At 52.6% G+C, this 23,108-nt stretch carries 22 protein-coding genes and 1 pseudogene; 15 read left to right on the forward strand and 8 right to left on the reverse strand.

Annotated features, from left to right (window positions below):
* The first annotated feature begins 178 nt into the window (after positions 1–178).
* Both istA and istB read left to right on the forward strand, forming a co-directional pair.
* Complete coding sequence (gene istA, locus ACE15A_RS15965; RefSeq protein ID WP_000952373.1) at positions 179–1,351, forward strand: IS21-like element IS21 family transposase; 1,173 nt, start codon at positions 179–181, stop codon at positions 1,349–1,351.
* The gene (istB, locus tag ACE15A_RS15970) at positions 1,351–2,148 is read left to right on the forward strand and encodes an IS21-like element IS21 family helper ATPase IstB (RefSeq protein WP_000544830.1); all 798 of its coding nucleotides are present in this window, start codon (positions 1,351–1,353) and stop codon (positions 2,146–2,148) included. Before istA ends, istB begins: the two co-directional genes overlap by 1 nt.
* Before the next feature lie 94 nt (positions 2,149–2,242).
* Here the strand turns inward: istB and ACE15A_RS15975 are convergent, their stop codons facing one another.
* Positions 2,243–3,031, reverse strand: coding sequence for a deaminated glutathione amidase (locus tag ACE15A_RS15975; RefSeq protein WP_053508417.1), 789 nt, complete (start codon positions 3,029–3,031; stop codon positions 2,243–2,245).
* A 90-nt stretch (positions 3,032–3,121) separates the two neighbouring features.
* Between ACE15A_RS15975 and crcB the strand changes: the two genes are divergently transcribed.
* Entirely contained in the window at positions 3,122–3,505 is a 384-nt protein-coding gene (gene crcB, locus ACE15A_RS15980) for a fluoride efflux transporter CrcB (protein ID WP_000939753.1), read from the forward strand.
* A 56-nt stretch (positions 3,506–3,561) separates the two neighbouring features.
* Here crcB and cspE read toward each other — a convergent pair whose 3' ends face one another.
* Together cspE and pagP are read right to left on the reverse strand one after the other, a co-directional pair.
* On the reverse strand, positions 3,562–3,771 hold the full coding sequence (gene cspE / locus ACE15A_RS15985) for a transcription antiterminator/RNA stability regulator CspE (RefSeq protein ID WP_000034826.1): 210 nt from the start codon (positions 3,769–3,771) through the stop codon (positions 3,562–3,564).
* Positions 3,772–3,958: 187 nt separating this feature from the next.
* Positions 3,959–4,530, reverse strand: a pseudogene (gene pagP / locus ACE15A_RS15990) (lipid IV(A) palmitoyltransferase PagP).
* Between the two features lie 379 nt (positions 4,531–4,909).
* Here pagP and dcuC point away from each other — a divergent pair.
* Positions 4,910–6,295: an anaerobic C4-dicarboxylate transporter DcuC gene (gene dcuC, locus ACE15A_RS15995; protein ID WP_023182931.1), complete on the forward strand. Its 1,386-nt coding sequence runs from the start codon at positions 4,910–4,912 to the stop codon at positions 6,293–6,295.
* Between the two features lie 55 nt (positions 6,296–6,350).
* Here dcuC and dpiA read toward each other — a convergent pair whose 3' ends face one another.
* Positions 6,351–7,031, reverse strand: a complete 681-nt coding sequence (gene dpiA, locus ACE15A_RS16000; protein WP_000138786.1) for a two-component response regulator DpiA — start codon at positions 7,029–7,031, stop codon at positions 6,351–6,353.
* Positions 7,000–8,661, reverse strand: coding sequence for a sensor histidine kinase DpiB (gene dpiB / locus ACE15A_RS16005; RefSeq protein WP_023246803.1), 1,662 nt, complete (start codon positions 8,659–8,661; stop codon positions 7,000–7,002). Before dpiB ends, dpiA begins: the two co-directional genes overlap by 32 nt.
* 384 nt (positions 8,662–9,045) lie before the next feature.
* Here dpiB and citC point away from each other — a divergent pair, with 384 nt between their 5' ends.
* The 9 genes from citC (at position 9,046) to rnk (ending at position 17,344) form a co-directional block, all read left to right on the forward strand.
* Positions 9,046–10,122 (forward strand): [citrate (pro-3S)-lyase] ligase, encoded by a 1,077-nt coding sequence (citC, locus tag ACE15A_RS16010; RefSeq protein ID WP_053508423.1) that lies wholly within the window; start codon positions 9,046–9,048, stop codon positions 10,120–10,122.
* A complete protein-coding gene (gene citD, locus ACE15A_RS16015; RefSeq protein WP_023246801.1) occupies positions 10,119–10,415 on the forward strand; it encodes a citrate lyase acyl carrier protein in 297 nt (98 codons plus the stop codon). The genes citC and citD overlap by 4 nt, the downstream gene beginning before the upstream one ends.
* Positions 10,412–11,320, forward strand: coding sequence for a citrate (pro-3S)-lyase subunit beta (citE, locus tag ACE15A_RS16020; RefSeq protein WP_053508425.1), 909 nt, complete (start codon positions 10,412–10,414; stop codon positions 11,318–11,320). The genes citD and citE overlap by 4 nt, the downstream gene beginning before the upstream one ends.
* 9 nt (positions 11,321–11,329) lie before the next feature.
* The gene (gene citF, locus ACE15A_RS16025) at positions 11,330–12,859 is read left to right on the forward strand and encodes a citrate lyase subunit alpha (RefSeq protein ID WP_064055894.1); all 1,530 of its coding nucleotides are present in this window, start codon (positions 11,330–11,332) and stop codon (positions 12,857–12,859) included.
* 3 nt (positions 12,860–12,862) lie between these two features.
* Complete coding sequence (gene citX, locus ACE15A_RS16030) at positions 12,863–13,414, forward strand: citrate lyase holo-[acyl-carrier protein] synthase (RefSeq protein ID WP_053508427.1); 552 nt, start codon at positions 12,863–12,865, stop codon at positions 13,412–13,414.
* On the forward strand, positions 13,386–14,282 hold the full coding sequence (gene citG, locus ACE15A_RS16035; RefSeq protein WP_053508428.1) for a triphosphoribosyl-dephospho-CoA synthase CitG: 897 nt from the start codon (positions 13,386–13,388) through the stop codon (positions 14,280–14,282). Before citX ends, citG begins: the two co-directional genes overlap by 29 nt.
* A gap of 37 nt (positions 14,283–14,319) precedes the next feature.
* Positions 14,320–15,783, forward strand: coding sequence for a citrate/succinate antiporter CitT (citT, locus tag ACE15A_RS16040; protein ID WP_023246796.1), 1,464 nt, complete (start codon positions 14,320–14,322; stop codon positions 15,781–15,783).
* Positions 15,784–15,892: 109 nt separating this feature from the next.
* Positions 15,893–16,699, forward strand: a complete 807-nt coding sequence (gene rna / locus ACE15A_RS16045) for a ribonuclease I (protein ID WP_053508431.1) — start codon at positions 15,893–15,895, stop codon at positions 16,697–16,699.
* Positions 16,700–16,933: 234 nt separating this feature from the next.
* Entirely contained in the window at positions 16,934–17,344 is a 411-nt protein-coding gene (rnk, locus tag ACE15A_RS16050; protein WP_000089752.1) for a nucleoside diphosphate kinase regulator, read from the forward strand.
* A gap of 82 nt (positions 17,345–17,426) precedes the next feature.
* Here rnk and ACE15A_RS16055 read toward each other — a convergent pair whose 3' ends face one another.
* Positions 17,427–18,665 (reverse strand): zinc-dependent alcohol dehydrogenase, encoded by a 1,239-nt coding sequence (locus ACE15A_RS16055; RefSeq protein WP_053508433.1) that lies wholly within the window; start codon positions 18,663–18,665, stop codon positions 17,427–17,429.
* 223 nt (positions 18,666–18,888) lie between these two features.
* Between ACE15A_RS16055 and uspG the strand changes: the two genes are divergently transcribed.
* Complete coding sequence (uspG, locus tag ACE15A_RS16060; RefSeq protein WP_000278499.1) at positions 18,889–19,317, forward strand: universal stress protein UspG; 429 nt, start codon at positions 18,889–18,891, stop codon at positions 19,315–19,317.
* A 76-nt stretch (positions 19,318–19,393) separates the two neighbouring features.
* Here uspG and ahpF read toward each other — a convergent pair whose 3' ends face one another.
* On the reverse strand, positions 19,394–20,959 hold the full coding sequence (gene ahpF / locus ACE15A_RS16065; RefSeq protein WP_053508435.1) for an alkyl hydroperoxide reductase subunit F: 1,566 nt from the start codon (positions 20,957–20,959) through the stop codon (positions 19,394–19,396).
* A gap of 241 nt (positions 20,960–21,200) precedes the next feature.
* A complete protein-coding gene (gene ahpC, locus ACE15A_RS16070) occupies positions 21,201–21,764 on the reverse strand; it encodes an alkyl hydroperoxide reductase subunit C (protein WP_000052802.1) in 564 nt (187 codons plus the stop codon).
* Between the two features lie 440 nt (positions 21,765–22,204).
* Here ahpC and dsbG point away from each other — a divergent pair, with 440 nt between their 5' ends.
* On the forward strand, positions 22,205–22,951 hold the full coding sequence (dsbG, locus tag ACE15A_RS16075) for a thiol:disulfide interchange protein DsbG (RefSeq protein ID WP_053508437.1): 747 nt from the start codon (positions 22,205–22,207) through the stop codon (positions 22,949–22,951).
* Positions 22,952–23,108: the final 157 nt, after the last annotated feature.

Here is a 23,108-nt window from a genome sequence, read left to right on the forward strand (position 1 = left end):
CAGGCTGCGTAACGCGCCGGATTAACCTGAGAATATTAACGGTCTTTCGACGCGCGCACACAATAGCAATCTGTAACTGTCAGCGCCAGTGATATAAGACGGTAATTCACCATTTGGATTGTCCGCTCCCCCCAACATGTTGTTTCCTTAAGGTTCTCACACCAGAAAGGACATCAACATGCTGAGCAGAGAGGACTTTTACATGATAAAGCAAATGCGCCAGCAGGGCGCGTACATTGTCGATATTGCGACTCAGATTGGTTGCTCTGAACGGACGGTCAGACGCTACCTCAAATACCCTGAACCGCCAGCCAGAAAGACCCGCCACAAAATGGTTAAGCTGAAACCGTTTATGGATTACATCGACATGCGCCTGGCAGAGAATGTCTGGAATAGTGAGGTTATCTTCGCGGAGATTAAGGCAATGGGTTATACGGGCGGACGTTCCATGCTGCGTTACTACATCCAGCCCAAACGTAAAATGCGTCCGTCAAAAAGAACAGTTCGCTTCGAAACTCAGCCTGGATACCAGCTCCAGCACGACTGGGGCGAAGTTGAGGTGGAGGTTGCCGGGCAACGGTGCAAAGTTAACTTTGCGGTTAATACGCTGGGGTTCTCCCGCCGCTTCCATGTCTTCGCAGCACCAAAACAGGATGCTGAGCATACCTACGAATCACTGGTTCGCGCCTTCCGCTACTTCGGTGGTTGTGTGAAAACGGTGCTGGTTGATAACCAGAAGGCTGCGGTGCTGAAGAATAACAACGGGAAAGTCGTGTTCAACTCCGGATTCCTGTTGCTGGCCGACCACTATAACTTCCTGCCACGGGCATGCCGTCCACGCAGGGCCAGAACAAAAGGTAAGGTTGAGCGAATGGTGAAATACCTCAAGGAGAACTTCTTCGTCCGGTACCGCAGGTTCGACAGCTTCACTCATGTTAATCAACAACTGGAGCAATGGATAGCCGATGTGGCTGACAAACGGGAACTTCGCCAGTTCAAAGAAACGCCGGAACAGCGCTTCGCGCTGGAGCAGGAACATCTGCAGCCGTTACCGGATACGGACTTCGATACCAGTTACTTCGATATCCGCCATGTGTCCTGGGACAGCTATATCGAGGTTGGTGGTAATCGTTACAGCGTTCCCGAAGCGCTGTGTGGTCAGCCGGTATCGATACGAATATCGCTGGATGACGAGTTGCGGATCTACAGTAATGAGAAACTGGTGGCCTCACATCGCCTCTGTTCGGCATCGTCTGGCTGGCAGACAGTGCCGGAGCATCACGCCCCGCTCTGGCAGCAGGTCAGTCAGGTGGAACATCGACCACTGAGTGCCTATGAGGAGCTGTTGTGATGCATGAGCTGGAAGTCCTGCTGAGTCGCCTGAAAATGGAGCATCTGAGTTATCACGTTGAAAGCCTGCTGGAACAGGCAGCTAAAAAAGAGCTGAACTACCGGGAGTTCCTGTGCATGGCGCTACAGCAGGAATGGAACGGCAGGCATCAGCGCGGTATGGAGTCCAGGCTGAAGCAGGCTCGTCTGCCGTGGGTCAAAACGCTGGAGCAGTTCGACTTTACCTTCCAGCCGGGCATCGACCGTAAGGTTGTCCGGGAACTGGCTGGTCTGGCGTTCGTGGAGCGCAGCGAAAACGTGATCCTGCTGGGACCTCCTGGTGTCGGAAAAACTCATCTGGCCATAGCTCTTGGCGTGAAAGCGGTGGATGCGGGACATCGGGTACTGTTTATGCCACTGGACAGACTGATCGCGACACTGATGAAAGCGAAACAGGAAAACCGTCTGGAGCGTCAGCTGCAGCAACTGAGTTATGCCCGGGTGTTGATCCTGGATGAAATAGGCTATCTGCCGATGAACAGAGAGGAAGCCAGCCTGTTCTTCCGGCTACTGAACCGTCGATATGAAAAAGCGAGCATCATACTGACGTCAAACAAAGGGTTCGCAGACTGGGGAGAAATGTTCGGAGATCACGTGCTGGCAACAGCGATACTGGATCGGTTGCTACATCACTCAACCACGCTGAATATCAAAGGAGAGAGTTACCGGTTAAAAGAGAAACGTAAAGCTGGAGTGCTGACCAAAAACACAACGCCAATCAGTGATGATGAAATGGTGAAAAGCGGACAGCATCAGTAACGAAAGTATCTTAGCGGGCATGAAAATGGCAAATAACGGTCAAACATCGTGGCGTTGACATAACAAGGTGAATCAAGCCTTGCGTAAAAAAACATCATAATAATTGCGGTGGCGCAAATCGTCGTTGCTGCAAAAGAGGAAGCTGCTCCCGCACCTGGTCTATTCGTTCTCTGAATATTTCCGCGACGATCAGCGCCGGGCGATCGGCAGCCGCCGCTATCGTTACGCCCAACGGATCGATAATACGACTTTGACCAATATTACGATTACCACACTCCCCGGCCGCAATCATATAGCAGGTGGTATCCAGCGCTCTCGCCGCCAGCAGCGTCGACCACTGCTGCTCTTTCAACGGGCCGCGAATCCAGCCCGTCGGCAGCACCAATACGTCGGCTCCCTGTAAAGCCAGCGCCAGAGCCATGTCAGGAAAGCGCAGGTCATAACAGGTCATAAGCCCCACCTTAAACTCTTCGACGTCCAGTACCGGCGCGATAAGGGCTCCGGCATCAATACTTTTAGACTCTTGCATCGAAAACGCATCATAGAGATGCAGCTTCGCGTAACGCGCGACAATATTACCCGCCCGCAACGCCACCAACATATTAACCGCCCGTCCGGGCGTTGACGGGACAGGGACAGTGAATATCGTCGTCATATTATTATGAGCGCTTTCTTCCTGAAGCCGCGTCATAAACGCGCCATCCAGCGGCTGCGCGGCGCGAATCGGCAGGTCAAGATCGATGTCATCTCGCGCTAATATCCCCTCAGGCAGCACCAGAAGCGATACGCCGCGCTCCGCCGCCTGAGACATTAACGAAACGCAGACTTGCGCATTATTTTCCCATACAGGGCTTACGACAAACTGTCCGGCTGCAACGAACATATCACCTCCCACACATCTGTCAGGACTCGCCAATTATGCTTGTTCGGCGTTACACTCCTCCTGTATAGCAATTAAATAAAGGATTCGGCAGTGTTACAGCTTCTTTTAGCAGTTTTTATCGGCGGTGGAACGGGGAGCGTAGCCCGGTGGATGCTAAGTATGCGTTTTAACCCGCTCCATCAGGCGATTCCCATCGGTACGCTAACAGCAAATTTGCTTGGCGCGTTTATTATCGGCATGGGGTTCGCCTGGTTTAACCGCATGACACATATCGATCCGATGTGGAAAGTGCTCATCACTACCGGCTTTTGCGGCGGCCTGACGACCTTTTCTACTTTTTCTGCCGAAGTGGTATTTTTGCTGCAAGAGGGGCGCTTTGGCTGGGCGTTACTGAATGTGCTAATTAACTTACTGGGTTCGTTTGCCATGACGGCGCTGGCATTCTGGCTATTTTCCGCCGCAGCGGCGCGTTAAGCGCAAAAAAACCCGCCGAAAGGGCGGGTTTTGAAATCTTGCTGTCGGACGTATGCTTACAGAGCAGTTACGTTTGCAGCGGAAGGGCCTTTGGCACCGTTAGTGATTTCGAACTCTACGCGCTGACCTTCAGCCAGAGTTTTAAAACCATTGGTCTGGATTGCAGAGAAGTGTACGAACACGTCTTTGCTGCCATCTTCCGGAGTAATGAAACCGAATCCTTTGGATTCATTAAACCACTTAACGTTACCTTTAATCTTAGACATCAAAATTACCTTTACATGAAAAATAGACACAAATGCTGTGTCGGATACCAGTACAACAATTGTGATGCATTTTGTCCAGTCGAACTTTGCGAAAAAGTGATAAATATCGCGTTAATTTTTAGCTAACCCTATCTACTTATTGTTTTTTAAGGCTTTTTAATTCACAACAGAAGAATGCCATTCCTCGTCAAAACTGGAAACGCATCCAGGCAAAATAGACGTTTCCATTGTTATACGAACCCGGAATGTAGGTCATCTGAAAGGTGGCGGGACCATAGCCTATCGATGCTAAAGGAACAGCACAGGGATGGGAATATAATGCCAGTTGTCACGCGCTGTAACGCCTGCAGTAAAGCCCAATCCCAGGCGAAAATTATCGTCTTCCAGCGGTCGCCAGGTCTTTTCCCAGCCATAACCGCCTATGGGTTCCCATTTGTTAAATGAATCTTTAAAGGCCATCATATAAAGGCCATGCCAGTTGCCTTTGTCGTCCCAACGCGACTGACCAAAACCAACGCCCCACGGCCGCTCGTTATAGCGATCCGTTTTCTCTTTATCGTAGGCAAAGCGCGCATGCCAGGTAATGGCGGGGACATACAAATCATAATGCTCAGGCTGTCGCCACGTTTCTGCAACGTTATCGGTAAACGTGTTAAACCACCCTTTATCCGCCGCAGCGACTGAAGGAATAGCCAGCCATGGCATAACAAGGAGAGCGATAATAAAAAAATGCTTTCTGATGATCATCACAACATACATACCGTTCAAAAATTCGACCGTGATAATAACAACATTAACCTGAATAAAATCTTAACAAACTATAAACAGAGAATAACCTGAGAGAGTATCGGGTTAACGGCGTTTGATTTAGCACTCAGAACCGTCGCGCGCTCCTTACTAAGTTTTCACAAATAACACAAAACAAAGCACAAAAACAGAACAATAAAATAACAATAAATTGATGTTTATAGCACTGCGGAAAATGTCGTATAAACATATTTCATCTTTAGCGGTGACATGAAAAAATAACAGCGCCGTGATTTTAATCAGTAAGGCGCCATCCTTTATTCGGTACATTTTTATACCACTTTTGTGGCTCTTATTTTTTACTCTGGATGTCGATAAGACAGGGGAAACAATGCTAACAGTTATAGAGCTCCTTATCGGAGTCGTCGTTATTGTGGGCGTAGCGCGCTACATCATTAAGGGATATTCCGCCACTGGCGTTTTATTTGTCGGCGGTCTGGTTCTGCTTATTATCAGCGCGCTGATGGGACATAACGTATTACCTGCCAGCGAAACCAGTACTGGCTATACCGCAACCGATATTGTTGAATACATCAAAATTTTGCTCATGAGTCGCGGCGGCGATCTTGGCATGATGATCATGATGCTGTGCGGTTTTGCCGCCTATATGACGCATATCGGCGCGAATGATATGGTCGTGAAGCTGGCATCGAAGCCGTTGCAATACATCAATTCGCCCTATCTATTAATGATTGCCGCCTACTTTGTCGCCTGTCTGATGTCGCTGGCCGTCTCTTCCGCGACAGGACTTGGCGTACTGCTCATGGCCACACTCTTCCCGGTGATGGTAAACGTCGGCATTAGCCGCGGCGCGGCGGCGGCTATTTGCGCCTCTCCGGCCGCCATCATCCTCTCGCCAACGTCTGGCGATGTGGTTTTAGCCGCAAAAGCGGCGGAAATGCCATTAATCGACTTTGCGTTCAAAACCACTCTACCGATTTCCATCGCCGCAATTATCGGTATGGCGATTGCGCACTTTTTCTGGCAGCGCTATCTGGATAAAAAAGAGAACATTTCACATGAGATGCTGGACGTGGCGGAGATTACCACAACTGCCCCTGCGTTTTATGCCCTTTTGCCGTTCACGCCCATTATCGGCGTACTGATTTTTGACGGTAAATGGGGGCCTCAGCTACACATTATTACCATCCTGGTGATCTGTATGCTGCTTGCCGCCGTGCTGGAATTCGTGCGCGGCTTCAATACGCAAAATGTGTTTTCCGGTCTGGAAGTGGCTTATCGCGGCATGGCGGATGCGTTTGCCGGCGTCGTGATGCTGCTGGTCGCGGCGGGCGTTTTCGCCCAGGGGCTGAGCACCATTGGCTTTATCCAAAGTCTGATCTCGATCGCCACCTCTTTTGGCTCCGCCAGCATTATTCTGATGCTGGTATTAGTGATTTTAACCATGTTGGCCGCGATGACCACTGGTTCAGGCAATGCGCCTTTTTACGCTTTTGTTGAGATGATTCCTAAACTGGCGCACTCCTCCGGTATTAACCCAGCCTATTTATCAATCCCAATGCTACAAGCCTCAAACCTGGGGCGCACGATTTCGCCGGTCTCCGGCGTGGTGGTCGCTGTCGCCGGGATGGCTAAAATATCACCGTTTGAAGTGGTGAAACGCACGTCCGTTCCGGTCATGGTCGGTCTGTTGATAGTCATTATCGCCACGGAAATTATGGTGCCAGGCGCCTCCTCCGCCGTCACTGGCGGCTGATAGTCGGTAAGCGCCGGGGCGAGGTAAAACACCGTCCCGGCATCTTAAGCCTGGCTTAGCCGCCGTGATAAATACGCTGCGGCCTACCCACTTTGCCATGAATAATCTCTGCGACAATCAGGTGCCGACTCGCACAATATTCCAGATAGCGTCGGGACGTGGTGCGGCTTATCGTTAAGGCCTGCGCGACCGTTTCAGCCGTATGGCGTACTGTTGGATCGGCAAACAGCTTCATCACCGCATTAAGGGTTAAGGCATCAATACCCGTCGGCAAATCCCCTTTCGGTTCGCCGCGCGCATAGGCGTTGAACATTTCATCTATCTGCTTCTGGCTTGCGCTATCCGCGCTCGCCAGCATACGTCTGCGCTGTTGATAACGGGTCAGCGTCTGCCCCAAACGTTCATAAGCAATAGGTTTGACCAGATAATCAAACGCGCCGCTACGTACCGCTTCCGCTACCGTCTCCATGTCACTGGCAGCGGTCGTAAACACTACGCCGCCAGGATAGCGCGACTGCATTAATTCATGCAGCAGCGTAATCCCCTTCCCATCCGGCAGATAATTATCCAACAGAATTAATCCAGGCTTGAACCGGTCAATCATCATTCTCGCCTGCGCCAGATTGCCCGCCAGCCATATCTGGTTAAAGCCAGGAATATGGCGGATATATTCCGCGTGCATCTCCGCCAGCAGCGTTTCATCCTCAACGATCAATAGGGTTAATGGTTCTGTCATCGTTTTTTTTCACTTTCGGAAGGAATAAAGAAAATAAGGTGCCACAAGGATCATTATCTTCCAGTGTAATGACCCCGCCACAGCGCCCCACATAACTTGCAATCAGATATAACCCGATACCATGCTCACCGGGTTCGTCGGTTCGCGTACTTACGCCCTGTTCAAAAATTTTTTCCCGCAGCGCTTCAGGAACGCCGCAGCCCTGGTCGGCGACCTCTATCACCACCTCGTCGCCCTCGTCGCTCAGGAAAAGTTCGACGGTCTTGTCGCCTTCCTGTGTACGCAAACTTGCTTCAAACGCATTATCCAGCAGATTCCCGACGATAGCGGCGAACTCCGTGCTATCCAGCCCCTCCGGCAGTTGATGTAGCTGGCTGCCGGGAACAATCACCATCTTGAGCCCCAGTTCACGCGCGCGCTGAACTTTGCCAAACAGCAAACCGGCCACCTGACGATCGGCGAAAGCACCACGTAAACTATCAATAAGTTGCTGCTGCGCCTGCGATTCGCCCTGCACCATCTCTCTGACCCGATCATACTCTTTCATTTGCAGCAGGCCGCTCAGGGTCGACATCCAGTTCAGGTGCTCATGGCGTAGCGTGCGCAGACTCTCAACATACTGTTTAATCTGGGTTAGTTGCGCATTCAACGTCGCGATTTCATCCTTGCTGCGAAAACTAATAATAGCGCCCAGCAGTTCCTCGCCGGAGCGGATAGCTTCACGATTGGCGATGACGCTCAAGCCATTGAAGTTGGCCATCACATCCTGGCGTCTTTCTGCGATCTGGCAGGTAAAAAAGTCTGCAGGATTGACGACTTCCGCTACCGGCTTACCCAGCCACTGACGCCCCGGCGACGGCAGCCCCAGCATTTTTCTCGCATTGCGGTTAATCGCGGTGATATGTCCCTCCGGATCAACGGCGATCAATCCTTCATAGACCGAACTAAACAGCGCCTCCTGCTGGCGTACCACGCGCGCAATCTGTTTCGGCTCCATGCCCAGCATTTGTCGGCGGATATGCGCGGCGAAAAACCAGGAAAGCAGCATTAATACCACCAGCAACAGTACAAAAACACCCGCCATCGGCAATAAAAAGTCCAGCCGCCAGGAGTCGATTTTACTGACCAGATAGCCAATTGAAACAACGCCGATCACGTTGCCTTCGTTGTCAAAGATGGGCGTTTTAGCGCGCATCGCCATCCCTATCGAGCCCTTGCCGGTAATGAAATAACTTTCTCCTCTTTCCAACGCGCCGGGTTTCGTAAACTGCATGGGATAACCGATTTTTTTCGGATTCGGATGGTAAAGCCGGATCGAGTGGCGATCGCCTATCACCACATAGTCAAAATCCGTCCCGCGCTGTAGTTTATTCGCAATTGTCGCCAGGCGTTTATAGTCCCGGGTTTTTACGGCGGCGATAATGCTGTCGTTAGAGGCAATAATTTTTGCCTGATTCATCGCCATGTCACGAACATGGGACGCCAGATAATCTTCGAAACTGGCAGAAAAATATTGTGCTAGCGCTGCCACGATGAAAACAGAAACCACCAGAATGAGCAGAAAAATACGTAACGGAAACGCGAGTTGCCGAAAAAAAGGAAACAGCTTTTTATTTTTCTGATATGGCATTAAGGTTCCTTATGGGCATTTCACTACGGACTTACCGCAAATGTAATAAAAATGTTTTAATTAACTTGAGGCATATAAAAAGCGATCGTTACAGATTCCCCACATTAAATCAATTAAACAACTAAAACCCACCGCCGGAATGGCGATTAAATTAATTAAAAAACTTAAAACCATAAAACACTTAAAAACCATCTAACGCTTTGTGAAATAAATCAAAATTTACTTCCAAAATACTCCTTACGATGTATACGTCAGAGAGAAAAATAAATAATTCGCAATAAAAACCCTCCCACTCTGACTGAAAAGAAAAAGTTATCAAGTTGCAACACAGCGCAACATATACAGAAAAGTGGCAACAAGCATATCACCAGGATATTTCTTACTATGTTTGGCAATAATGTATTCACCCGGGTAAAACGCTCTGAAAATAAAAAAATGGCGGAGATCGCTCGCTTTCTCAAAGAGAATGATTTAAGCGTCGATACCACCGTCGAGGTGTTTATTACCGTCACCCGTCATAACCGCCTTATTGCCTGCGGCGGTATCGCCGGAAATATCATTAAATGCGTGGCCATTAGCGAATCAGTACGCGGCGAAGGTTTAGCGTTAACGCTGGCGACGGAATTGATTAATCTCGCCTGGGAACGGCACTGCACCCATCTTTTTATTTATACAAAAACGGAATACGAAGCGCTGTTTAAACAGTGCAGCTTTTCGACGATAGCCAGCGTCCCTGGCGTGATGGTATTAATGGAAAATAGCGCGACCCGGCTGAAACGGTATGCGGAATCGCTGGCGACATTGCGTCATGAGGGAAAGAAAATTGGCTGTATCGTGATGAACGCCAATCCTTTCACTCACGGTCATCGCTATCTGATCCAACAGGCGGCTGCGCAGTGCGACTGGCTGCATCTGTTCCTGGTCAAAGAGGATACGTCACGCTTTCCCTATGAAGACCGACTCAATCTGGTACTTAAAGGGACAACCGATATCCCACGCTTAACCGTTCACCGCGGCTCCGAATACATTATTTCTCGTGCGACGTTCCCCTGCTATTTCATTAAAGAGCAGAGCGTCATTAATCACTGTTATACCGAAATCGACCTGAAGATTTTCCGCCAGTATCTGGCGCCCGCGCTTGGCATCACACACCGTTTTGTCGGTACGGAGCCGTTTTGCACCGTTACCGCCCAGTACAACCGTGATATGTGTTTCTGGCTGGAGACGCCAACGCTTCCTGCCCCACCCATTGCGCTGGTGGAAATAGAGCGGCTTCGCTTCCAGGAGACGCCGATATCCGCCTCCTGGGTACGCAAGCTGCTGGTTAAACACGATCTCACGGCTATCGCGCCGCTGGTTCCCGACGCCACCCTGCGCTATTTGCAGGGCATGGACGAACGCCATCCGGGCAGCGCGGCAGCCCGTCAAAAGTCCCCCGCATTAGCAACAGGTGAAAAATGAAAATAAAGCAGCTAGCCGTCGCAGGCACGCTTGAGTCCGGTGATGTGATGATACGCATTGCGCCGCTCGATACGCAGGATATTGACCTGCAAATCAACAGTAGCGTTGAAAAACAGTTTGGCGAGGCCATTCGCGCCACTATCCTGGAGGTGCTTTCTCGCTACGATGTGCGCGGTGTGCAACTGAACGTCGATGATAAAGGCGCTCTGGACTGCATTTTGCGCGCCCGACTGGAAACGCTACTGGCGCGCGCCAGCGGTATTGCCGCTCTGCCCTGGGAGGATCGCCAATGATTTCCGCCTCTCTGCAACAACGTAAAACCCGCACCCGCCGCAGCATGTTATTCGTACCGGGCGCCAACGCGGCGATGGTGAGCAATTCGTTTATCTATCCGGCCGACGCGCTGATGTTCGACCTGGAAGACTCCGTTGCATTACGCGAAAAAGACGCGGCGCGCCGTCTGGTTTATCACGCGCTGCAACATCCTCTTTACCGTGACGTCGAAACCATTGTCCGCGTGAACGCGCTGGACTCCGAATGGGGCGTCAACGATCTGGAAGCGGTCGTGCGCGGCGGCGCGGACGTGGTGCGTTTACCGAAAACCGACACCGCGCAGGATGTCATTGACATCGAAAACGAAATTCTACGCATTGAAAACGCCTGCGGTCGCGAACCGGGCAGTACCGGCCTGTTAGCCGCCGTGGAATCGCCGCTGGGTATTACCCGCGCGGTAGAAATCGCCCACGCCTCTGAACGGCTGATCGGGATTGCGCTGGGCGCGGAAGACTATGTTCGCAACCTGCGCACCGAACGTTCTCCGGAAGGCACCGAACTGCTGTTCGCCCGCTGCACCATTTTGCAGGCCGCGCGTTCCGCCGGTATTCAGGCCTTCGATACCGTCTATTCCGACGCCAACAACGAAGCCGGTTTCCTGCAAGAAGCCTCCCACATTAAACAACTGGGTTTTGACGGTAAGTCACTGATCAACCCCCGCCAGATCGAACTGCTGCACAACCTTTATGCGCCGACGCGTAAAGAGGTCGCCCATGCGCGTCTGGTGGTTGAAGCCGCAGAAGCCGCCGCCCGCGAAGGTCTCGGCGTCGTTTCCCTTAACGGCAAGATGGTCGACAGCCCGGTGATTGAACGCGCCCGTCTGGTGCTCTCCCGTGCAGAACTTTCCGGTATTCGCGAAGAATAAGGCAAAAAAATGACGCAGAAAAACGAATCTCAACGCCAGGATCGCGTAGCAACCTGGAGCCGTCACGCTGAAAGCGAACTGAGCGCTTACCAAAGTGCGGCAAAATTGAATCTACAAGCGCAAAAACCGCGCAACCACAAACTGTGCGCCAGCCTGGAAGAGGCCATCCACCGTTCCGGTTTACGCGACGGTATGACTCTCTCCTTTCACCACGCGTTTCGCGGCGGCGATCTGACGATTAACCTGGTGATGGAAACCATCGCGAAGATGGGCTTCAAAAACCTGACGCTGGCCTCCAGTTCGCTGAGCGACTGCCATGCGCCGCTGGTTGAACACATTCGTAACGGGGTGGTCAGGCGCATCTACACGTCAGGTCTGCGCGGCCCGCTGGCGGAAGAAATTTCTCGTGGCCTGCTGGCTGAGCCGGTTCAGATTCACTCCCACGGCGGTCGTGTGCATCTGGTACAAAGCGGGGAACTCAATATTGATGTTGCGTTTCTTGGCGTGCCCTCCTGCGATGAATTCGGTAATGCTAACGGTTATACCGGCAAGGCCTGTTGCGGTTCACTGGGCTATGCGATGGTTGATGCCGACAGCGCGAAGCAGGTCGTGATGCTGACGGAGCAACTGCTGCCATACCCGCATAACCCAGCCAGCATCGCCCAGGATCAGGTTGATCTGATCGTGCAAATCGAAGAAGTCGGTGATGCAAACAAAATCGGCGCTGGTGCGACCCGCATGACCACTAACCCGCGTGAACTGCTGATCGCCCGCAGCGCGGCGGAAGTCATTGCTCACTCCGGCTACTTTAACGAAGGTTTCTCACTGCAAACCGGCACCGGCGGCGCATCGCTGGCGGTCACCCGCTTCCTGGAAGACAAAATGCGTAGTCGCAACATTGTGGCTAATTTCGCGCTGGGCGGTATCACCGCCACCATGGTCGACCTGCATGAAAAGGGCTTAATCCGCAAACTGCTTGACGTTCAGAGCTTCGATCGTAACGCTGCACAATCCCTGGCGCGTAACCCGAACCATATCGAAATCAGCGCTAACCAGTACGCCAACTGGGGTTCTAAAGGCGCTTCCGTCGACCGTCTGGACGTGGTGGTGCTGAGCGCACTGGAAGTAGACACCTACTTTAACGTTAACGTGCTGACCGGCTCCGACGGCGTTCTGCGCGGCGCGTCCGGCGGTCACTGCGATACCGCCGTCGCGGCGGCGCTATCCATCATCGTCGCGCCGCTGGTACGCGGTCGCATCCCAACGCTGGTTGATAACGTCACCACCTGCGTCACACCGGGTTCCAGCGTCGACATTCTGGTCACCGATCACGGTATCGCCGTCAACCCGGCGCGTCCGGAGCTCGCTGAACGCCTGAAAGCAGCGGGAATGAAAGTGGTATCGATTGAATGGCTGCGCGAACGCGCGCAACTGCTTACCGGTCAGCCCTGCCCTATCGAATTCACCGACCGCGTGATTGCTGTCGTGCGTTATCGCGACGGTTCAGTGATCGATGTGGTGCATCAGGTGAAGGAATAAGCCATGCGCCTGCTTCCGGAACTCGCCGCCTGTCACGACGTTTCTATTCCTGAACTGCTCGCCAGCCGGGATGAGAGACAAGCAAGACAGCGCGCCTGGCTTACCCGTCACGCCACTCCGCTGGTCTCCTTTACCGTGGTGGCGCCAGGCCCGATGAAAGACAGCGCGTTAACCCGCCGGATCTTTAATCACGGCGTGACTGCCCTGCACACGCTGGCAGAAGAGTATAGCTGGACCATCCGGGAGCAGGCTGCACTGGCTTCCGCCAGCGGACCGGAAGGGTTGCTGGCGATTGACGCGCCCGCTCAGGCGCTCAAACAGGCGACCATTACGCTTGAACAGCGTTATCCACTGGGGCGCCTGTGGGATATCGATGTCCTGACGGCGGAAGGCGAAATACTCTCCCGCCACCATTTCGCGCTTCCCGCCCGCCGATGTCTGCTGTGCGGGCAAAGCGCGGCTGAATGCGCGCGGGGTAAAACCCACGCGCTGGCTGATTTACTGATTCATATGGAGGCGCTGCTGCATGATGCCGATTCCCGCCAACCCAACTAACGCCTCCATTCAGCCTCAGTCGCTGTACCACGCCTGGGCCGATTTGGCCTGGCGCGCCATGCTGACCGAGGTAAATTTATCGCCAAAACCCGGTCTGGTAGACCGGCTAAACTGCGGCGCGCACAAAGATATGGCGCTGGTGGATTTTCACCACAGCGCGGAGGCGATTCGAGACTGGCTGCCGCGCTTTATGGAATATGGCGCAAGTTGCACGCGCCTGCCACCAGAGTCGGTTCTGGCGGGCTTGCGTCCATTGGGGATGGCCTGTGAAGCGGCGATGTTTCGCGCAACAGCAGGCGTCAATACCCATAAAGGCAGCATTTTCTCACTGGGACTACTGTGCGCCGCTATTGGCCGCCTGTATCAGCAACGCCAGCCGATCGCCGCAGAAACGCTCTGCGCTACCGTCGCCGACTTTTGCCGCGGCCTGACCACGCGCGAACTGCGCCAGAACAATCTCCAGCTTACGGCAGGTCAGCGGCTGTATCAGCAACTGGGATTAACCGGCGCGCGCGGCGAGGCGGAAGCGGGCTACCCACTGGTCATCCGCCACGCTCTGCCGCACTACCGCGCATTGCTGGCGCAGGGGAGCGATCCGGAACTGGCACTGCTTGATACCTTACTGCTGCTGATGTCGCTTAACGATGATACCAACGTCGCGTCGCGCGGCGGGGCGGACGGCCTGCGCTGGTTACAGCAGCAGGCGGCGTTCTTATTACATCAGGGCGGCATACGGACTCCTGACGATCTCGTTTATCTCCACCGGTTCGATCAGCAATGCATTGAACGCAATCTCAGCCCCGGCAGTAGCGCCGATCTGCTGATCGTGACCTGGTTTTTAGCGCAAATTTCGCAAGTTAATCATTAACACAATTATAGAAAATATCCTTTCCGGAGAGTCATTTATGTCTTTATCCAAAGATAATATATGGAAGTTGTTGGCCCCATTAGTGGTGATGGGCGTCATGTTGCTGATTCCTGTTCCAGATGGTATGCCGCCGCAGGCCTGGCACTATTTTGCGGTTTTCGTCGCGATGATTGTTGGTATGATCCTCGAGCCAATCCCGGCGACGGCGATCAGTTTTATCGCCGTAACCATTTGCGTTATCGGCAGCAATTACCTGCTATTTGATGCTTCAGAACTGGCCGATCCAGCGTTTAAAGCCAGTAAACAGGCGCTGAAATGGGGGCTTGCCGGTTTCTCCAGCACCACGGTCTGGCTGGTCTTTGGCGCATTTATTTTCGCGCTGGGCTACGAAGTGACCGGGCTGGGGCGCCGCATTGCGCTGTTTTTGGTAAAATTCATGGGCAAACGCACGCTGACGCTCGGCTATGCGATTGTCATTATCGATATTTTACTGGCGCCGTTTACCCCATCCAATACCGCCCGTACCGGCGGTACTGTCTTCCCGGTCATCAAAAACCTGCCGCCGCTGTTTAAATCGTTTCCAAACGATCCTTCCGCACGCCGCATCGGCGGTTATTTGATGTGGATGATGGTGATCAGTACCAGCCTTAGCTCTTCTATGTTTGTCACTGGCGCGGCACCAAACGTGTTAGGTCTGGAGTTCGTCAGCAAGATCGCCGGCGTCCAGATTAGCTGGCTGCAGTGGTTTCTCAGCTTTCTGCCGGTAGGGATTATTTTACTGATAGTTGCGCCGTGGCTCTCCTATGTGCTTTATAAACCCGAAGTAACCCACAGTGCGGAAGTCGCGGCCTGGGCTGGCGACGAGTTAAAAAGCATGGGACGTCTGTCCCGCAAAGAGTGGACGCTGATTGGCCTGGTGCTGCTTAGCTTAGGATTATGGGTTTTTGGCGGAAAAATCATCAACGCTACCGCCGTGGGTCTGTTGGCCGTCTCACTGATGCTGGCGTTGCATGTCGTGCCGTGGAAAGACATTACGCGTTACAACAGCGCCTGGAACACCCTGGTGAACCTCGCTACGCTGGTGGTCATGGCTAATGGCTTAACCCGCTCCGGCTTTATTGACTGGTTCGCCAATACCATGAGCACTCATCTGGAAGGTTTCTCACCGGATGCGACCGTCATTGTACTGGTACTGGTGTTCTATTTCGCGCACTATCTGTTCGCCAGCCTTTCCGCTCACACCGCGACCATGCTGCCGGTCATTCTGGCGGTGGGTAAAGGTATTCCGGGCGTTCCGATGGAACAACTGTGTATTCTGCTGGTGCTGTCAATCGGTATCATGGGCTGTCTGACGCCGTATGCCACCGGTCCTGGCGTGATTATCTACGGCTGCGGTTACGTGAAATCCAGAGATTACTGGCGGCTTGGCGCAATCTTTGGCGTTATCTATATCGCTATGCTGTTGCTGGTGGGCTGGCCGATTCTGGCAATGTGGAATTAAACATTTCGCCAACGTAGGTTAAAAATGATGCCGGTCAGATTCACCTGAGCGGCATTTTTTATGATTAAATGAGTGATATTCATAATGTGTATAAATTATCGAATTCATCATGAACACAATATGGCATTACAGTCCGCTGCTGGCTGTCCTCTTAACCCCGATTTTTGCCGCCAACGCCGACGAACTTCAGGCGCAACAGTACGGTGATTTCACTGGCTATGTGCTGGCGCTTTCCTGGCAAACCGGTTTTTGTCAAAGCCAGCATGAACGCCATCATCGGGAGCCCGATGAGTGCCGTCTGCAAAAAGAGCCAGCCAGCAAAGCAGACTTTCTGACCGTCCACGGCCTGTGGCCAGGATTACCCAAATCTATCGCCGCACGCGGCGTTGACCAGCGACGCTGGCAACGCTTTGGCTGTGCGACGCGGCCAATCCCGAATCTGCCGGAAGTCAGGGCCAGCCGGAAATGCGCAGCCCCCGACCCCGGACTTTCGCCTGACATCGCGGCAACGCTTAGGGAAGTAATGCCCGGCGCGGGAGGAAATTCCTGCCTGGAGCGCTACGAATATGCCAAACATGGCGCCTGTTTCGGGTTTGATCCAAATGCCTATTTCGGCACCATGATACGGCTGGATAAGGCGATAAAAGGCAGCACGCTGGGGCAGTTTCTGGCGGATAATTACGGCAAAACCGTTAGCCGCGCCGCGTTTGATAACGTAGTCGAACAAATGTGGGGCAAGGATAATGTCAAAGCCGTTAAAGTAAACTGCCATGGTAATCCCGCCTATTTAACAGAGATTCAGTTTTCATTAAAGGCGTCGATGATTAACGCTCCGCTCTCCTCCGCCTCATTCCTGCCGCAGCCGCATCCCGGCAACTGCGGGAAACAGTTTATTATCGATAAAGCCGGTTATTGACGAAACAGAGGTTTAAAACCGTAGCCAAATTTGAGAACACGCCCGAATGTAGACTAAAATTCACTCAAGGCTATGACGTTTGAGGATTTACCCGAATGTGAACTAAATCACTTCAAAGACGGGGTAAGTCTCAGTATCATCATGAGAGCTAAACCCTCGCCGCCAGACGGTGAGGGTTTTCTTTTGGGACCATTTACCTGCACTACTCGCAGTATCGATGACATGGAGTAAGAAATGTCCAGACCCACTATTATCATTAACGACCTTGACGCCGAACGTATTGATCGTCTGCTGGAACAGCCTGCGTATGCGGATCTGCCGATTGCCGACGCGCTCAACGCCGAACTGGATCGCGCGCAAATGTGTTCGCCACAAGAGATGCCGAGCGATGTCGTCACCATGAACAGCCGCGTTAAATTCCGCAATTTGAGCGACGGTGAAACACGCGTGCGGACGCTGGTGTATCCCGCCAATATGACGGACAGCAGTACCCAGCTTTCGGTAATGGCGCCCGTCGGCGCGGCGTTGCTGGGACTGCGCGTCGGCGACACCATTCACTGGGAACTGCCGGGCGGCGCCTCCACTCATCTCGAAGTGCTGGAACTCGAATATCAGCCTGAAGCCGCGGGCGACTTCCTGCGTTAAACCATCTGCATAAGCGTTAACGCGTTTACACAGAGGATGCCTGCGCATCCTCTTTCCGTTAGCCCTTTCATTGCTGCCTATTTCAGACGACGCCGCCGGGCATCGGGTTGATTAATCCCGTCGCCTGTTTCTGCGCCGCTTCCACCGACGATGCTCCCGGCACTAAGATGACCTTCCGGCACTCTTCTTCGCGTTTTTCGAAAATTTCGTAGCCGCGCGCCGCCTCTTCAAATGGCATATAGTGCGTGACAATCTCCTCCGGCTTCAGCAGTCCCTTCTCAATAAGCGGCAATAATTCCCCCAGCCACGCGTGAACATGGGTTTGACCCATTTTAAAACTTAGCCCCTTATCAAACGCGTCGCCGAACAAAAAACCGTGAATAAAACCGGCATAAACGCCGGGCACGCTGACTACGCCGCCGCGCCTGACCGCCGCGATACATTGCCGCAGCGCTTTACCGCTGCTGCCTTCCAGTTTAAGGTTCGTCAGCACTGTCTCCGTCATACTGCCTTTCGCTTCAAAGCCTACAGCATCAATCACCGCGTCCACGCCGCGGTGTCCTGCCGTCTGTTCGATAATTTTTTCCGCCGGATCATTCTCATCATCAAAGTTGATCGGTATCGCGCCGTAACGTTCTTCGGCGAAACGTAAGCGATAGGGATGATGATCCACGACAAAGATCTGCTCCGCGCCCAACAAACGCGCGCAGGCGATGGTCAGCAATCCGACCGGCCCTGCGCCAAAAACCGCCACGCTGGAACCTTGCTGAACCTGGGCGTTTTTTGCCGCCTGCCAGGCGGTAGGCAAAATATCAGAAAGAAACAGCGCCTTATCGTCAGATAACAGCGGCGGCACCTTAAATGGGCCGACATTACCTTTTGGCACGCGAACATATTCGGCCTGCCCGCCGGGAACGCCGCCATAAAGGTGGCTGTAGCCAAACAGCGCCGCTGGCGGCGGGATCTGTTTTTTATTCAACGCCGCGCCGTGTCCGTCGTTGGTGTTTTCACAGGCCGAATATTGCTGTAATCGACAGAAAAAGCAGTCGCCGCAAGCAATGACGAACGGGATCACAACCCGCTCCCCTTTCTGAATGTTCTTCACTTCCCGCCCGGTTTCGACCACTTCGCCCATAAATTCATGGCCAAAAATATCGCCATGTTTTACCTGTGGGATCTTGCCGCGATACAGGTGCAAATCAGATCCGCAAATCGCGGTGGCGGTAATACGCAAAATAATATCGTCGGGCTGCTCAATGCCGGGATCGGGTACGTTTTCAACCTTTACGTGATGTGGACCGTGATACGTCAATGCTTTCATGCAGCCTCCGGGGTAACGGTGAATGTCGCGTTCGTCTATAAAAGGGTAGCTATCCCGGGGTGACTGCCGGAAAAACAGGCGGCTTTAGGATTTTTCCTGGAAAATATACGGCTTTTTTTAGCGCCAGGTTGCCGTAATATTTAAAATTGCCAGACAAATAGCAGAAAGAAATATTATTATATGTTTGAATAAGTTCAGTATTGATTAACAGGGAGTAACGGGTATGTATAAGACAATCATTATGCCGGTTGATGTTTTTGAAATGGAACTGAGCGATAAAGCGATTCGCCACGCTGAGTTTCTGGCGCAACAGGATGGCGTCATTCATCTGTTGCATGTTCTGCCAGGCTCCGCAAGCATGAGCCTGCACCGCTTTGCCGCCGACGTGCGCCGCTTTGAAGAACATTTACAGCATGAGGCGGAAACGCGTCTGCAAACGATGGTGGGACACTTCAGCATCGATCCTTCACGGATTAAAACGCATGTTCGCTTTGGTAGCGTGCGCGATGTCGTCAATGAGATGGGCGAAGAGCTGGATGCGGATGTCGTGGTAATCGGTTCGCGTAATCCGTCCATCACGACACACCTGCTGGGGTCTAACGCCTCAAGCGTGGTACGCCATGCGACGCTGCCGGTATTGGTTGTGCGTTAACTCGCTTCTGACCAGCAGGTAAAAAAAGAGGCTGCCAGTGGGCAGCCTCTTACCTTGCAGGTGTGTCTACTTCTTTTTATGCGATTTTGGTGCGAATCAGATAATCAAAGGCGCTCAACGAGGCTTTCGCCCCTTCGCCTGTGGCGATGATAATCTGTTTATAAGGAACGGTGGTGCAGTCGCCTGCGGCGAAGACGCCCTTAACGCTGGTTTCACATTTGGCGTCAATAATGATCTCGCCCATGCGGTTACGCTCAAGCGCACCTTCCAGCCAGTTGGTATTCGGCAACAAGCCAATTTGCACAAAAATCCCGGCCAGCGCGACGCTATGAATATCGCCGCTGACGCGGTCGCGATACTCCAGCCCCACGACTTTCGAACCGTCGCCCTTCACTTCCGTCGTTTGCGCATTCAAAATGATATCGACATTTTTCAGGCTACGTACTTTGTCCTGTAGCACCTGATCCGCCTTCATTTCCGGTGCGAACTCCAGCAACGTAACGTGTTCTACAATACCCGCCAGATCGATGGCCGCTTCGACGCCAGAGTTACCGCCGCCAATAACCGCCACACGCTTACCTTTAAACAGCGGACCGTCACAGTGTGGACAATAGGTGACGCCTTTGGTGCGGTACTGATCTTCGCCCGGCACATTCATATTACGCCATTTCGCGCCGGTGGCGATGATGATACTGCGCGCTTTCAATACTGCGCCGGACGCCGTTTCAATCTGATGCAGGCCACCTTCTGCCGCTGCCGGAACCAGTTTGCTTGCGCTCTGGCTGTCGATAACGTCAACATCGTAATCGCTGACGTGCGCTTTCAGCGCACCCGCCAGTTTCTGGCCTTCGGTTTTCGGCACCGAGATATAGTTTTCGATATCCACGGTATCCAGCACCTGACCGCCGAAGCGCTCACCCATCAGACCGGTACGGATGCCTTTGCGCGCCGAGTAGACCGCCGCCGCCGCGCCCGCTGGGCCGGAGCCGACAATCAGCACGTCATACGCATCACGTTTGTTTAGCGCTTCCACCGCACGTTTTTCTGCGCCAGTATCCACTTTAGCGACGATCTCGGTCAGAGTCATACGTCCCTGGCCGAACTCTTTACCGTTGACAAACACTGCCGGAACGCCCATTACGTTACGCTCGGTGATTTCGTTCTGGAAAGTGCCGCCATCAATCGCCGTATGTTTAATACGCGGGTTCAGCACCGCCATCAGGTTCAGCGCCTGCACCACGTCCGGGCAGTTATGGCAGGAGAGTGAATAATAAGTTTCGAATTCAAAATCGCCGTCAATATCGCGAATCTGCTCCAGCAGCGACTGCGCTTCTTTTGACGGATGACCGCCAGTCCACAACAGCGCCAGAACCAGCGAGGTAAATTCGTGACCCAGCGGAGAACCGGCAAAGCGCGGCCCCTGCTGAGAACCTGGATTCGTAATCAGGAAAGACGGCTTGCGCACCGGCAGAGTATTGTCTTCTTTAAACGTAACTTTGTCTGACAGTTCAGCGATTTCAGCCAGCAGTTCTTTGATTTCCGCCGATTTTGCGCTGTCATCCAGCGTAGCAATCAGCTCAACAGGTTTGGTCAGTTTCTCAAGGTAAGCCTTGAGCTGGGTTTTCATATTCGTGTCGAGCATGGGTATCTCCTGGGCTTAAAACATCATCATGCAAGCTGCCTTATTTGCGGTGCCTGAATGCATCTTGAATCATGGTGTTGAATAAAATGGGCGCACAAGCACCCATTGATGCGGTTATTTCCTAAGTATTTCGTGTCAGAGCAAGACGGCTAGCCTGAGAATCCCCGGGAGCTTACATAAGTAAGTGACCGGGGTGAACAGGCGACGCCAACGCCGCGATGGCGCGAAAGACGACGGAAATTTAGATTTTACCGACCAGGTCCAGGGATGGAGCCAGCGTCGCTTCGCCTTCTTTCCATTTCGCCGGGCACACTTCGCCTGGGTGAGCGGCAACATACTGTGCTGCTTTAATTTTACGCAGCAGGTCAGACGCGTCACGGCCGATACCTTCAGCGGTAACTTCGATCGCCTGGATGATACCCTGCGGGTCAACAACGAAAGTCGCACGGTCTGCCAGACCTTCATCTTCACGCATGTTGTCGAAGTTACGGGTCAGGGCGCCAGTCGGGTCGCCGATCATCGCATATTTGATTTTTGCGATAGTTTCAGAGCTGCTGTGCCATGCTTTGTGCGTGAAGTGGGTATCGGTTGAGACGGAATAAACGTCTACGCCCAGCTTCTGCAGTTCTTCGTAATGGTCGGCAACGTCGCCCAGCTCAGTCGGGCAAACAAAGGTAAAATCGGCCGGATAGAAGAAGAAGACGCTCCAGCGGCCTTCGGTATCTTTCTCGGTGACTTCAATGAATTCACCGTTTTTGAACGCCTGGTTTTTGAAAGGTTTGATTTTGGTGTTAATTAAGGACATCTATACTTCCTCCGTGTTTTCATTGAGGAGTAAGTTAACGAAATTGTGCTGATTCGGCTAATGCGTTTCCATTATCAAATCAATAAGCGTTAACTAACAACCCGATTCGGGCGACATTGTGAACACTGCGCCCTGTCAGCCATCTAAAGTAAAAAGGCCGCCTGACAGGCGGCCCCATTACCTGAACTACCCGTAGGTAACTTCAGAGCCAATACAACTCGTCTTGCAAATTACAGGCGTATTGCCTGCAACTCGAAATCCATAGCGTATATGCTGGCTAAGTGTTGCGCTCTACATTACCTTAACAAAGGCTGTAACAGCGAAAAGGATTACATCACCCCAGCACAGAAAGGGCAATCCTACCACGCCAGCTCTTACCTATGTCTGCGATAGGCATCATCATTAATACTCTTTTCGCTTTGATCTTAAAAGGAAAAAATATGATTAAACGTACACTGCTGCTTGCTATGCTACCCATTCTCGCCCACGCGGAAGAACTGCCTGCGCCGGTTAAGGCCATTGAAAAGCAGGGTATAACTATCCTGAAATCCTTCGAGGCGCCGGGCGGCATGAAGGGCTATCTTGGGAAGTATCAGGATATGGGCGTCACGATTTACCTGACGCCGGACGGTAAACACGCGATTTCCGGCTATATGTATAATGAAAAAGGTGAAAATCTTAGCAACGCCTTGATCGAAAAAGAAATTTACGCTCCAGCCGGACGTGAAATGTGGCAGAAAATGGAAAAAGCGTCATGGATACTCGACGGTAAAAAAGACGCACCGGTGGTGCTGTATGTCTTCGCCGACCCTTTCTGTCCTTATTGTAAGCAGTTCTGGCAGCAAGCTCGTCCGTGGGTCGAGTCCGGTAAAGTACAATTACGCACACTACTGGTCGGCGTGATTAAACCGGAAAGCCCGGCCACAGCCGCAGCGATTTTAGCCGCGAAAGACCCGGCGAAAACCTGGCATGACTATGAGGCTTCCGCAGGAAAGATGAAACTGGAGGTTCCGGCGTCCATCCCCCCAACACAGATGAAAATCATTAATCAGAATCAGCAGTTAATGGACGATCTTGGCGCTAACGCGACGCCGGCAATTTATTACATGAATAAAGATAACACGCTGCAACAGGTCGTCGGTTTACCAGAAAAGGCACAACTGGACGCCATGATGGGACAACCTTAACGCAGAACTCAGTAAGGCAGGAGCTTAACCGTACCACGCCCGATAGCGCTACGCTTATCGGGCCCACCACGTCCAGGCATCACGCGACGCCAGACCAAAATGCCATCCGGCACAGTCTTTTTAGGCTAACTGAATGATTGTTACGTGTGTAAATTAC

Source organism: Salmonella sp. HY31, from assembly GCF_042604575.1.
GTDB classification, from domain to species: Bacteria; Pseudomonadota; Gammaproteobacteria; order Enterobacterales; family Enterobacteriaceae; genus Salmonella; species Salmonella diarizonae.